Raw genomic sequence first — 13,998 nt, 5'->3', positions numbered from 1 at the left:
CCCAACGAGGTGCGCCCACACAGCGCGATCGGCAACAAAACGCCGATAGAGCTTCATCGGATAGCGGCATCACCGGCCAGCCGCTGTCCGAGGAAGCAGGAATTTTCTAGCCCAGGTGGCCCAAGGTTGGGGGCAAGCTCAATCAACCGCCAGACTCTAGTCCCCGCTGGATAAAAGTTGGGGGCAACGTCAGTGTTCAAAAATCTTCGTTACACTAGGTCCCCGGTTTCCGAACAACGTAGAAGGTCGTCGTGAGGTCCCCTAGATGGTCAAGAATGCGAATTTCACTCGATTCTAAGGCTGCGTTGCAAGCCCATTTGACCATAGCGGCAGAGCCGAACCGGCAGTCTGAAATGAGATAATCTTTCTGCTCTTCCTTACGGTTTACGTAAGCGCTAGGAGGATCCCGATATCCTTCTCGCTTTAGCACAACTGTCGCTTCGCCAAGAGACTCTTGAATACGGTACGGTTGAATCCAGTAAAGGAATGTTCCGCCCGGTCGGAGAGTGCGTCCGATCTCGGCGACTGCACGTGCCGCGTCGGGAACATAGTCCAGAACACACAGAGCAATCGCAGCCCCAAATCGGTTGGTCCACCCATCAGGCATACTCGTAATGTCTACATTCGTGAGGCACTTCGGGTCGTTCCAGTCCGCTAACAAAGAAACGTGGCACAACTTTCGCCAGTATCGTTCCACTACTTTGCGCTCAGAACCTGACGCAGCAACTAATAATACCTCCTGAGAGGGGTCGATAAACGACTGAGCTTGAGCCAGTATCTGCGCAAGAGCTCGAAGTCGCACTCTCGATTCACAAGTGCCGCAGAAGATGTCAACTAGAAGGCCGTCATAGTCTATGCGCTTCCCTGCGCGCAGCCCGTGGCTTACGTCGACTTGACGCCGCTCAAGCAAACGATTTGCAATGGGTTCGCTACAGACAAAGCAGGCCATGAGGCCATCCTAGCATGAAGCAAGAAGTCTACGCGCAACGCTTTTGCGCGGGGCAAATAGCCAAATTCACTGGAGCAGTCTGTTGAGATCGGGAGTTTATCATGGCAGCGGACGAGGTAAATGGCCGAACAGAAAGCTGGTGTTGGCTTCGTCCGGCCACATAGCAATGCGCTTGAACTCCTTTAGGTCAATTCCACCTTCGACCACAGGGCGTCTGCCAGTAAGACAAACCTTCGCAAGCTTTGAATCACAATCAAGCTTCCAGCAAAATCCTGAAGCTCAAAAGAACCTAATCCGTCTTTTCGAATTCGAACCTGAGGTGACTCTCGAAGGAATGCACGTCTGGAGCTTCGTAGATCAATGTCCAAGCTTCCTCCAGCCGCCCTATACTGGGGGAAGTCCAGCCAGCAATGTCGGGCGCTTCGCGTGCCCGCGCCAACGTGATTTCCGATATGTTCCCTGTGAGTAGCGATATCCGTAGTGATTGACCACAATGAGCTCCTCGCACAACTACAGACCGCTCCTTCTGAATGCAAATTTCCTTGTCGGCAGGTAAGTGGAGCCTAAGCTGAAAGTTACGCCGTTCGTTCGTCGTGCCGGTGACGTCGTCGAGTAAGTCCAGCGTCCTCCTGCTGCGGTCAAACCTGACCTGACGTTCTGAAACGTAGCGGGGGAACATGAACGAACGTAGCTTGACTTCAGTCAAACCCTTGTCGGTCGCCCAGGAAACAAATCCGCCGATTTTTGACTTCGGTTTTCGCCGAGACGCATCAACGCCAAGTACCGAGACGATATTGTGACCGAGACTCGATCGCAGATAGCGACGGTAGATATTCTGCTCTTGGTAGTTGAAAATACCACTTTCAATCAACCAGTCTTCACCGAATGCATGCAGCACTATGGCGCCATCGTCGTCGTGGCGGTGAAAAGTGCTCAGAAAGCCGCACTTAACCGCAACCTGGATCGCCGTCCGAAAGTCGGCTCCGCGGCCCCAGCGCTCACGGATGAACGCGTAGCCCGCTTTGGGAAAAACACGCACCAAGTGAGGCGGTTCCTCGCCGTTGTTCCCTGCGCTCAAAACATACTGCAGATACTTCGCGCCGAGGCTCTCACGAATGCCATTGAGAGCGAACGTCAGCGGTTTAACCTCTGTATCTCCGAATGCCGGCAATCGTCCATCGGGGCGCACCGCAAAAGCAAGGAATGTCAGGCCCTTGTCTATTGTATTCTCAATATCGACACTCTCGACTTTGTCGCCAAATGCCGCGAACACCTTCTTCGCTTGAACTAGTCGCGCCAGCATTATCGCGTGGTAGTCGGGGCTATTCTCGATGTGCACGCCTTCTTCATTGAAGGCTACGGCAATTTCTTCGCTTAGTCGTTCCCGGCCAACCAGTCTTGCGCGGTCGGTCAACTCGCCAAGATCAAAAATGCAGGCCATTAGGTAAAGGGCTAGGGCTTGGTCAAAGCCATGGTTGTTGTGGCGGTTATAAAAGTCATCCGACATCAACACGCTTACGTGTACACCGACAAAGTCCAGTAGACGAGGGAAGTCCTCTTCAAGCGATCGACCGGCCTCCAGCAACAGACGAAGAAAATAGACTAAATGAATGCACCGCAGGGCAGTGGCGTGATCATGCCAAGTAAGGTGCCGATTGGACGCGAGACTGTCGGGAGTCAAATTGGCATCCGACCAAGCGCGTATCCAGGGAACAAGCATTAATGTCGCCCCAAAGGTGTTTGCAGAGGCGCGCTCGTAGAGACATTCTCGGACAGGTAGCCATTGCTGTAGCACCCAAAGCTGGTTTCGGTCCTCCGGACCAGGCGATCCCCATTGAAAATCGGAAAGACGGATGCTCTTCCTGTTATCCTTCGTTACAAAAATATGGCCTTCGAGCACGCTGGCTAACCGCGTACCAGCCTGAGTTTGCCCAAGTGCAGACATCTGTTCTGTAACGTAGGTGTTGTAGATGTTTCGAGAAACACTTTCGAAGACGCGCCGCGCCGCATCAGTTGATACTTTGCGGCCAGCGTAATTTTCTAGCCAGGCAATGCCTTGCCTTTTCCATGCTTTGTCGGCTGGGTTGGTTTTTCCGGCGGGCACAAGCCGTTTTGAGGCTTCTTCTGGCAGAGGTAATGTCCCAACCGCAGTAGTTTCTACTGGCGGCGGCGCGTCTGACCGCACATTGCTACTGGCAACTAGTTTGTCATGGCCATGAGCCGGCGATGCATCACGAAAGTTCACCTGCCAACGGACAAACCGGCAATTCGAATCGATCAGGCCTGGGTCATCATAGGAGAAGAAGACGCCACTTCGTGCGGCCTTGCTGCAGAGCGTGCGCGTGAATGCGGAATGCAGGCCCGTGTGGTTGGGCAGGCGCCCGATCTGAATGGGCGTGTAGTTGCCGCGTATCATGAAGAGATCGACTGCCTCGAGGTCAAGCTTGCTCTCGGAGATTGCAAGCCACGCTCGGTCCGCGATCCTTACCAGAGCGCGCATTTCATTGCGTCCGAGCAAGCCGCCGACTCTGAGCGTTTGTGGCGCGCGGCGTTCAGCGATCATTAACGCAGCGTGACCCAAGCCAAGAGTATCATCAGTCGGCCAAATAATCACATCAGGCTCGAAGTGAATCGCTGTAAATCGAAATGCCCGACGCGGCTGCGTAAGTTGCACAGAGCTTCCGAGCGACAGCATCGGAGCTGCTACTTCAACCCACGTGCCTCCATCATCCTCCGAAACCCATAAACGGTTCTCGGCTCCATAGTCACCAGACGAGACAACCCAACGGCCTGGCTGAAACGGATCCGCTTGACAGGTGTGGAAATGGCGAATCTCTGGTAGCGAGGAGGATCTGCTTCGGCAAGTGAGGGATGCCTTCCAACTTAGGCCTAGGTCCTCAGATCGCCACACCGCCATCGTCTCGGCTTGACGATCATACTCACCGTACATGACGGTGCCACTCGCACTCTGGTCGATGCTCCACGTCCCATGCCAGTTAAAGGGTCCGGTCTTACATCGGCAGATCAACCGCCAGTCAGCGTCAACTAGTAGGGTTTGCTTTGTACTCCCTGTTTGGATAACCCGATTACCGTTGTCGAGAGTAAAGCAACGGATTACAGGCTCGCCATGTGTAATGGCCCCGACGTCGTACCGCACCCATGTGGCGCCAAGGTCGTGGGATACAAAAAGGCTCGAGCCATGGCCGACAATAACGGTGTCAGTTCCGGCGCGGCTATCGCGGTCGTAGACATGCTCGATAAAGTGAGAGCGCACGGGCAGAGAGCAAGATGCGGCAGCCGACGTTAGCTTCAAGCCGATCGTTTCGCCGGTTATATCGATCATGACAGGTTTCGACAGGACGAGAAGACTGACAAGTCAACGGGCCATCAAGAAAAGTAAATGCTTTCTCGCTTACTTATCCCTGCTGGGGCATTCAAAAGCAAGAGAGGAGGATACAATCCGCGAGTAGAAGCGCGCTCTCAAGTGTTTGGCCAAAAGGTCAGCTCAATGCTGCTGGTCAGCTGTTCCTCTTGACTTTCGAAGCTTATGATGTGCGTTGGGCTCGTTTCATTGATTTTAGGTGACATGATCGGCGTTATCCCATCGAGCGCCGCCGCGTCGACGTATCGCGGCGCCGCCTGATACCCATTCGCAGGTGTAAGGACGAGCCGGCAGCTCTTGCTTCCAACTTCGACTGAGTTTCCCTTCAACCGCACAGTCTTGTCCGCAGGGAAATGCCAAAGCGTACATAGGCGCATCACCGGAACCGTCGGGTCAGCACGAGTCGCAACATCCGTCACAATTAATTGGAAAGGATCCCTCCTCGTCTCGATCTGACGCCGCAACCAGTAACCGGGACGAACTTCCGCGATGCCTGTTACCCTACTCATGGTCTGATTTGATGCTTGATGAGTAATCCGCGCTGTTCGATGTCTTTGACGGTCGAACAGAGAACGGTAACCGTCATCGCCAAGAAGAATTGGAAGGTTGTGGGCTAGCCGAGATCGAAGGTAGATACGCTGTGCTTCGTTCTCTTTATAGTGCAGCAAGCCGCCATCGACTAACCAATCCTCACCAAAGGCCCACAAGTAGATACTGAGGTCATCGTCGTGTCGGTGGTACTCGGATAAGTAACCCGCCTTAAATACAAGGTAGTGACGGGTCGCCTTCCAAGTGTCGCGCTCGATGTACCATCCTGACGCCGTGAACAGAGAATGCGTCTCAGTAGGCACACTACCCAGTTTGCCCGCTGACAGAGAAAACTGCACACATTGATAATGTTCTGCGCCTTCAAATCCCATGAAGGGGTTCGTCACGGAAGTCATTTCAGTGTCGCCAATCGGAGGCAAAAGCCCGTCCGGCCTGGTGACATGAGTCAAGTAGTGCATCGCAAGGGGCATGGCGACCTCGATCGCTCGCCCGAGATCGCCAAGCTCTTGTGAGCTGAAATAGGAATAGATGCGGCAGAAGAGACGCGTAACGAAGACGTGGTAGGCTGGGCTGTTCTCGACATGAACTCCGTCTGCGGCGAAGGCGAATTCGAGCTCGGAACGGAGGCGCGTGAGGGCGACAGCGCGCCATTTGGAGGCGTCCTGGAGCTGAGGCAATGAGATGGCAACCAAAGCAAGGACGCGGGCTTGCTCAATTCCGTGGTTGGTGTGACGTGAATAGAAGCCCTCTTCGAAAAGCCGCTCCGACATCTTCACCAAAAATCTTTTCAAAAGTGCCAACTTTTTAGGGCGCAAGCGGCGCGCCTCTAAGTACTTTAGGAGCCAAAGAACATGCTGAGTTCTTAGCGCCGTGGCATGGTCATGCCAGGCAAATTCGAAGCCTTTCTTTTCTAAAGCTGGCAATTGCGCTAGCCACGCTTCAACGCATCGCAACGCCAAATCAATTGCTCGTTTGTCTCCATCCATGGCGTGGCAAGCCATCAGCCATGGAAAAAAGTTGAACGACGTAGTTTGCCACAGCCAAGTGCGGTTGTTCAGTGGATTGGACGTCCAGTCCACCGGCAGGTCCGCCTTAGTGGCTGGAAATCCTTTGAACTCAAATTCTCCGTTACGAACGAGTGCTCTACCAAGCTCTACGTTCTTGGTCGATCCAACCGCGCTCTCGAGCTCCTTACGGAGACCTGGAATGATCATCAGCTGACGCCAACCGCAGCGATGGCATTGACATCTTGGACTGTTGCAGAACGCTCCTTGCCAAAAAGAATCTTATTCCAGTGCAGAAAAACCTCGTTCGTGGAGAACCTACGTATGAACACCTTCTGTAGATCGGTGGACGCGCTATCAAAGCGCGCATAGTTACGTTCAAAATAGTCTACCATTTCCGACAGGCCACTCTGCACAAGCTCCGGGCTGTAAACTTCTTTAGCACCCCCCCACTCGGTCATGAGCGGCAGACATCCCATAACTCCGCCCTCGGCGACCGCCGTGTGGCAGCCTTCAAAATCGCTAACCGACAAGATCCAACCGACTCTCGCGTAAAAATCCTCCATTTCGGCGTCGTACCCACTGAACTCAATGATTCCGTTGCGTTCCAACTCGGACACTTGCCGGAATAGCTCTTGGAAATCTCGAAGTTCTTCTCTTCTTGTTGCCATCCAGTCGTACTCCGATGGCATGCTCCCCTTCACAAGCAGCCGAAGCGTGGGACGCGAACGCCGTAGCGCAAGAAGGAGGTCAATGGCTTTATCCATGCGCTTGCGCCAAGGCGTGACTCCAACCATGCCGAGCAGGTTGCGCCGCTGATCAGTTTCCACCTTTAGAGAAGTGCACGGCTTAAGTCCGACGGAGATAGGAACGACGGTGCAAATTTCTGCCGGGATTTTGAATTTGGCCTGAGCCTGGCGCATTATCTCCGGAGAAACGAAGATCACACGGTGGACGCGGCTGAAATCGACTCTTGTTGGATGATCTGTGAACATTTCTTGAAGATGCAGTCGGATCACCAACCTGCCGCTCTCTGGGATATTTCGAGACCACCAGACAGCATTGCCAAGACACCAATCGCAAAACACTACGTTCGTGGCGGGCTCCGGCTGCCCATAGGCGTGGCGAACCGTGTGCGTTCTCCAAAAATCTCTTTGCACTAAAACACCATTCTTCAAAAAGAGCCCCTCGATGTCTTCAAAGAACCTGAAGTCGTGAGAGGACACAACAAGTCTTTCCGACGCCGGAGAGGTAACGCGCGGCAGGCAACGATCTCTCCAAGTCTTCGTGAGTCCGTGGATGAGGGGGCCATAGACTTCGTTGGAGCTAAAGCTCTTAGCAAGCGGCTGGTGTCGGCGCTCGAACGCCGGATCTCCATGTTCGAGCAAGTGAACTAGCACGTTTACTGCTTGCTCAGGAGTGCGAGCGAATCCCCGATAGTCGGACCCGAGAAGCTCGACATTGGCGTCAGATGGAAAGAGGACAATCGGAGCGCCACAGACGATCGCTTCAATCATTTTCGTGGAAGTTTCGAAATGGCCGGTTTCGAACTCCCCATAGCGCCAACCCCAGACCGCCCGAGCTAACTTTACCCACGCTAGCACTTCCGATTGAGATACAGCCGAATGCCACTCGACACGCTGGCCGAGCGCAGTCACCAGCTTCAGAAACTCCGTCTGAAATGTGATATCTCGACCGTCGAACTTGTTTCCGAGGAGTACTAACCGGAAGTTCGGTCGTTCAGCTGCAACGCGAATCGCCGCGTCGAGAAGTTCAAGAATGCCATATTCGCGTACAAGCTTGCCGGAATAGACCACGAGCTCATTGGAACCGGCGTCGCAATCAAGTTCTGCTGCAGCATTCAGAACGAGAGGATCTACCGAAGGCGGTACAATGTAGAGATCACCTTGATAGTCTGGCGCACTCGCTTTGAAGATACTGCGGGTAGTTTCATTCTGAAAGATCAAGCCTGCGGTTCGGCGTGCACGGTTGAGAAGAGGAGAGCTTGCAAGCTTTCCATTCTCGACGTTATCAGGCGAGATCAGCCCAACTGTATATAAGACTAGCCTGTCGCGGAGGTACTTAGTGTCGAGAGCTTTTGCCAAAGTGAAACCGCGAACGACAAGGAAGTCGAAGCCCCCGCTTACGCGGTCGAGTTTAAGGATTTCCTCGCCGAGCCTTTCTCCTTGCCCGGACCCGTGAGTGTCGAGATCGACTTTTACTACGTTAGCGCGACTGAAAAGCTCCGCTGTGTTGGAGTTGGGAATTTGAATCGCGTTTGTCACCACATACACGTTCACATGCTGATGAGCTGAGAGCGCGGAGACGAGCGTCTTTAGCCAAACGGCACTGCCATCGACCAAGTTTTCATTTAGATCTGCGGCAACCAAGATATTCATCTTGGTGGGGTCCAGGTTGACGAAGTAAGACCCTTCTCGTTCGACTTCGTCGATAGTGTGTAACTTGCGTATCTGACTCGGCCGTGTTTGATGCTCGCCCGTCCAAGGACTGAGTTCAAACATGAAGCGGCCCACTATACGAGGGAGGACCGTCACGATGGTCCGCTCAGGAGGCACGGTGATATAGTGAAAACGCGCTCCAACTGTATTTGAAACTGAAAATCTTCCAAAAGTGGGGGTAAGCTGCGCGCCATCGAAGGGGACAATAGTGGCCGCAAACTGCATAGCTTGATCGTAGTCAGTTTCGATTTCAATCTTTGTAGCCTTGTCTGGGCGATGGGTCAGCTCAATCGCAACTATGTCCCGCGTTTCCGCTTTCATCCGGACGAACGACTGGGAATCTAGTCCGCTACCATGGTGGAGAGCTATGACGGCAAAATCTTTAAGGGCCAGATCTCGTGCTCTCGATCGGTCGAGATAAACAAACAGGGTTTGGTCGCCGGAATCGCTGATGTTCAACTCAACGAGGTCTGCGTCAGTGATGTCTGCCGGACGTGAGAGGCTCACGTTCGTAGCCAGGTCCGTTCCGGCAGGAATACTAAGGATCCGTAGATGCCGAACTTCAACGCCGGGGCAGCGCAGCAAGAACCGCTTCCCTGGCGTTGTTTCTATTGTAAGTCGGCCAATTCGACGTAGCTGGGCCGACCTATCGCGCTGAACCGCGGGTCCGCTGCTGTAAAGCTCCGTGGTCGTCCGTGCAATGTCGGCGGATGCCGGCGTGCTTGTCACCGCAGCTTGGATGGCTTCATCCCAGGCTCGCGTTCCATTTGACCATGAGAACTTCGCCTTGAGCGCTTCCGCAGCAGTTGCATAGCGGCGCTGCATTCCTGGTAAGTCGGAGAGGATGTCGCGCAATTTCCTCCCGAGGTCCAACAGATCGCCAGCACGAAAGGTCTCTCCAAAGCCAAATGCCTTGACCTGCTCGGCCATGGCGGCGACGTCGGAAACTAAGAGAACTCGCCCCTGTGCCAGGCACTCGATTGGTTTAAGTGGCGTGATTAATTCACAAACAGGTTCGGGAATGCGAGGAAGCACGCAGATGTCCATGAGCCGGTATATGCTATCAACATCTTCCTTAGGCACCTTTCCTACGAAGATTACCCTACTCGACAGGTTCATTCGGTCGGCAAAGCCTCGTAATTCGGCAGCATAAGGTCCATCTCCGGCAATGAGCAGTACGATGTCATCAAGCTGATGCCTTGGATCACCGAGGACAGACAGTAGATCTTGAAGCCCTTCATATCGGACAAGTGAGCCGATGTAGCCGAGTACGCGACGTCCTCTGATCTCTCTTCGAAGTTGTTCAGTTCTGTCGCTAGGTGCATGACTGTCAGTCGGGGTGTGTTCATCGCAGCAATTGGCCACGACCCGAATTTTTGCCGCGGCAACGTCCCATGTAGTAAGCTCCTTCTTTTGCGTCTCTGATAGAGAGATAACAACGTCGGCCGACCGTGCGAGAATGCGCTCCATACGCCTTTCCAACAGATACCGTTCGCTCTCAATCCAGCCGTGTACACCGACGCCAGCCGTGAGTTCCCAAAATCCGCGCATTTCATAAACAAATGGCAAGCCAAACGCACGCGCAGCAAGGAGAGCCGGAAATGCAGTGGCAAAATTGGACGCTGCATGCACGACGTCTGGATTCTCCAAATGGAGCACCTTCTCGATCTCGCGCTTCGCAAGACCCATGTTAGTGAAGATGTCAGTTTGGCTCCTGATGCCACCCCGCCGGAACTTGTACTGAACTTCTGCAGAGGCAGCCATGTGCTCAGTTGCTGCATTCTTTAGCAATCCCGCGGTCCAAGGGTATCCGATTCTTCCGTACGGCGCGACGTCTAGAGCGGTATTCGTCAGAAGTGCTTGGGTGCGTAGTGTGTACCCCGTGGATTGAAACGGAAGTGCGCTTGAAAGGAAGCTCAGGATCCGGGGTCGGCGTCTCCCACTACTTGTGATCCTACGTACGCGGCGCGGCAAGGCGAGAAAGTCGTAGGTCTGCAATCGATGATACTGATCGGCAAAAGTGTCGAAGGCCGTCGTCGGATGCTCGAGCCTGACCCGAGCATTCACAACCGAGTGTGCCAGAGACACGCGCCCAAACTTGAATAGTGCTTCAACGAGAAACGCTGTGTCCTTAGGCCCTAGGCCATCGAGTTCGCCCGCAACGAAACGTCCAGCAACGCTGCTCACTGTATCCAGATTTTCGGCATTGTACTCCATATCGAGGCGTAGCAGCCGCAGCAGCTCATGTTCGCTCGTTGTCACGAAGGCTCCCCTAATCTTTTCAAAACGGTAATCATCCAGGTGCAGCTAGTGCTGGCTCTAACCAATCCCCCGCCAGGGAGGGATGTCAAGGTCTCCCGCGGCTCTCAAGAGATGCATGATTCGGCTGAGAGAAGGCCAATGAGAACGATCTACGTTGTTTGGTGTTCGGGAACTTATTGCTACGCGCCATCGCATTGGTCTGGGACTTGCAGAACACCACCCAGTCCAGCTAAAATTGGTAGGGCATGGGAGGGCAGAATTGAGTGCGCTTCCTATAGTAGGTTTGGGAACAAGCTATGAGTTCATGGTCACAACTGTCGACCCTTGTTTCAAACAAGGAATGCAACCAACTTGGTCCATTGGGTGCGGTCCGCAAGTTGACCGCAGGATCGCGGGGCGCAAAGGGTTTGGAGGTCCATAACGACAAGGTCACGCCAGCGGCCCCGAGCCAAAAGGGCTCGGTCGAATGGAATGTTGTAAGTGCGTCGAACTGGGTGGGCTCACCACCCAAAAAGTCGACAAGAGGTTCTTATGATTTGGTGATTCTAAATCAAGCTCTTGAACAAGCCGTCGATCCTCTTCGCTTTCTACAGGAAGTGCGATCACAGCTAGTGGTTGGCGCGCAAATTCTTATCATTGCGGCACATCTTCGGCCGGCAGCTAATGGTGTGTTTTGGAGTATTTCTCCGCTGGGCATGATGGAACTGGCGAGACGAGCAGGTTTTCGCATTGTTGAGATGCGAGCGGGCATTGATGCATTGGCACTCATTGACCGGACATACGAAGGAAATCCTCGCGAGACTAGCAGGTATATCAGCGAAGAATCCCCGTTAAATCAGAAGATCGAAAAGCAGCTGCGCGCCGAAGGCAAGCAGGTTCGCTCAATCAACGTCCGAAAGCTTCAGTTTGCGGGGCTGTTTATGACCTATCTTGAAGTCGCAGATTAGACTAGCAGGCACAGTGTCACCTTCGGTCTGACGAATCGAAGTTTTTGCCTGATCATCTGAACGCGGCCACACGCCTTTGAAAACCTCCGGCGGCATGGATCGTTGACTCATGAAGGGCCTCCAAAACCTGACAGCACCCAGTGGTGACATTGCGCCTTTGACAGTCGCGATCGCAACTCATGACCGGCCCCACTTGATTGGCGATGCGCTTAGTAGCTGTTGCAGTCAAACTCTCAAACCCGAGCGGGTAATCGTTATCCATGATGGCCTCTCCGATGAGACGAGTGAAGTAGTTGGCAAGTTTGGAGCACTCAACGTCACGTACTTGAACGCGGGCAAGGTCGGACTTGGTTACGCCCGAAATCTTGCGACGGCTCTGTGCAAAACGAAGTACCTCTGCATCTTGGATGACGACGACCTGATGCTGCCTAACCGAGTGCGGGACCACATGAAATCGTTCGCTTCGGGAGCTCAACTGAGCCACGGTGGTTGGGTCAATTTTAATGATCGAGGTGAGTTGGAGTTTATGCCGGGTAAGGCGGTGACGGAGGACGTGATGGTCTACGCCGGCGCAGCTATTACCCACGGTGCGTGCTGCTATGAGACTGCGATACTTCGTGAGTTCCCGTACCGTGACGACTTGGCCGGCGGCATTGATTTCGACATGGCGATGCGGGTAGTACGAAGCGGCGTAAAGTGCGCTCATACGTCATCGTACGTGCTGCTGCGGCGACGACATGCGGCGAGCCTGTCGGCAGTGCATGGTGGAGACCAACGAAGCATACGCCGTGCAATCGTCAACATGATTGATTGGCAGCGAAACGATGCGGATATTGATGAACGTCGTGCGGCTGCTGTCAAACAAGAGGAGTTCGTGACAATCGCGCCGCCTCTTAATGAGATATACAGCACTCTAGGTGGGCTCCATAGCGCCATGAGGGTAGTTGGGACCGTGCCGAGGCGGGCGACAGCGTTTTTCTCCCTACTGGTCGGATTGGAGATAGATTGGAGCGAACTGGAAATCATCGACGCCGATCCAAACCTAACGGCTACGATTAAGTTGGCCTGTCGCCCCACAAGGGATGTGGCAGTCCTGGAGAGCTTTGATGTGGCGCTACGCAAGTCCGCGATAAATGGGCAAGTACTGTCGGCGAGCGTTCTACAATCGGTTGCAGGGCCGCTCGCAACTAGTTCACCTCCAGAGAGCTTCAGGTTGCTTCTGAGGTCAGTCGCGTTGAAAGAACTCTTCCTTGCACATCGGATTTTGAGTCAGAAGCGGCCGTGGGATTGGTTTGTCGCGTCCCGCCATGAACGCTTCCAGGGAAGAGAAGGAGTAGCCCACTATCTCGTGTCCGCCCCATTTCGCAAAGCAAAGAGCGCGACGCAGCAGCGAATTTTTGGGGAAGATCTGAAGGCGTTTGTTCAGGAGCAAACAGACCTGTCCGCGACGGTGATCGAGTAAAGGTTGCATGATGATCGTTGCACGGGCATCGTTTGAAGACGGGCGCACGGTCTGGAGATTCGAGGTGGAGGCGGGAGACGATTCTCCATCGCAGCCAAAGTTATGGATCGCTGGGTTCCTGCGTGAAATACCGGGGGATATCGAAGCTTTGTGGCTAACTTTGGTTTTGGGTCCGTTTGCTGCGGAACGAATCGTCGTCCCTGGAGCCGCGCCACGCCGGCTGTGTGATAGGCTAGAAACGGTGTTCAATATTGCTGTGGTAACAGCAGGCGGATTGGACAGTGTCAAGCGTGACGTTGATCGGAGACACCGTGCCACTTTGATCCGTGATCCTCTGGATTTGGCTGTGGCAGAGCTCCTGCGAGAGCGGGATCATTTTGCAGTTGAAGTTTCGGCGGACTCTGGGCTCCGTGCGTCAACCATGACAACCTTCGGAGTCGCTTGTAATGCGGGCGTATTGCGACGAAGCCAACGGCCCCTTGATCGGGTTGGTGAATTGGGAGTGCTGTGGCTGGTAGCGCCGATGCTGGCCTTAGACAGGAATACCGCCTTCCTGTGTCGTGACGAGCTTGGAGACATTGCTCCGGAAGTTTTAAGGGACTTGGCTGGTGAGGTGGGCATTTCCTTGCGCCTTCCGTTCGCAGAAGCGAACGTTGCGCTGCTCCCTCAGGTACTGCTGAAGCTGGGATTACCTCCCATCGTATCATTTCGCGGTCTTTGGGATCGCTATCGAATGTATCCCGAATTGATGAGTGCAATATTTTCCCAGATGGAGCCAAGCTTGCAGAACCATATCCCTGACGATCCTTTGGTCAAGCTATGTCAGGCCATGATTCAGTTAACTGAATTCGATCGAGTCAGCAATGTCGGGCAAACGGTACCTATCGATACCAGCTTGTTCGCGCTGGCTGACTAGCGCGAGGATTTTAGGCACGACGCTCGAGCGCAATCGACTCTTTCGTGCGTTTTGATTGCAATCCTTTT

Annotated in this window: 7 protein-coding genes; 3 read left to right on the top strand and 4 right to left on the bottom strand. The window is 53.9% G+C overall.

The annotated features are described in order from the left end of the window. Window positions 1-214: 214 nt before the first annotated feature. The 4 genes from RSO01_RS50155 to RSO01_RS42845 all read right to left on the bottom strand — a co-directional run bounded on the left by RSO01_RS50155 (window position 215) and on the right by RSO01_RS42845 (window position 10,605). Entirely contained in the window at window positions 215-607 is a 393-nt protein-coding gene (locus RSO01_RS50155) for a methyltransferase domain-containing protein (protein ID WP_170303796.1), read from the bottom strand. 631 nt (window positions 608-1,238) lie between these two features. Further along, a complete protein-coding gene (locus RSO01_RS42855) occupies window positions 1,239-3,512 on the bottom strand; it encodes a heparinase II/III domain-containing protein (protein WP_170303795.1) in 2,274 nt (757 codons plus the stop codon). A gap of 917 nt (window positions 3,513-4,429) precedes the next feature. Then, a complete protein-coding gene (locus tag RSO01_RS42850) occupies window positions 4,430-6,094 on the bottom strand; it encodes a heparinase II/III family protein (protein ID WP_147156733.1) in 1,665 nt (554 codons plus the stop codon). Beyond that, window positions 6,094-10,605: a glycosyltransferase gene (locus RSO01_RS42845; protein ID WP_147156732.1), complete on the bottom strand. Its 4,512-nt coding sequence runs from the start codon at window positions 10,603-10,605 to the stop codon at window positions 6,094-6,096. Before RSO01_RS42845 ends, RSO01_RS42850 begins: the two co-directional genes overlap by 1 nt. A 296-nt stretch (window positions 10,606-10,901) precedes the next feature. Here RSO01_RS42845 and RSO01_RS42840 point away from each other — a divergent pair, with 296 nt between their 5' ends. From RSO01_RS42840 to RSO01_RS42830, 3 genes are all read left to right on the top strand, one after another. Continuing rightward, entirely contained in the window at window positions 10,902-11,552 is a 651-nt protein-coding gene (locus RSO01_RS42840) for a class I SAM-dependent methyltransferase (protein ID WP_147156731.1), read from the top strand. Between the two features lie 109 nt (window positions 11,553-11,661). After that, window positions 11,662-13,014 carry a glycosyltransferase family A protein gene (locus RSO01_RS42835; protein WP_147156730.1) on the top strand — a complete coding sequence of 451 codons (1,353 nt, stop codon included), beginning with the start codon at window positions 11,662-11,664 and terminating at the stop codon, window positions 13,012-13,014. Window positions 13,015-13,021: 7 nt separating this feature from the next. Next, complete coding sequence (locus RSO01_RS42830) at window positions 13,022-13,930, top strand: hypothetical protein (RefSeq protein WP_147156729.1); 909 nt, start codon at window positions 13,022-13,024, stop codon at window positions 13,928-13,930. Window positions 13,931-13,998: the final 68 nt, after the last annotated feature.

This window comes from Reyranella soli (genome assembly GCF_007992495.1).
Taxonomy (GTDB): Bacteria; Pseudomonadota; Alphaproteobacteria; order Reyranellales; family Reyranellaceae; genus Reyranella; species Reyranella soli.
This window is presented reverse-complemented; position numbering and strand designations above follow the sequence as displayed.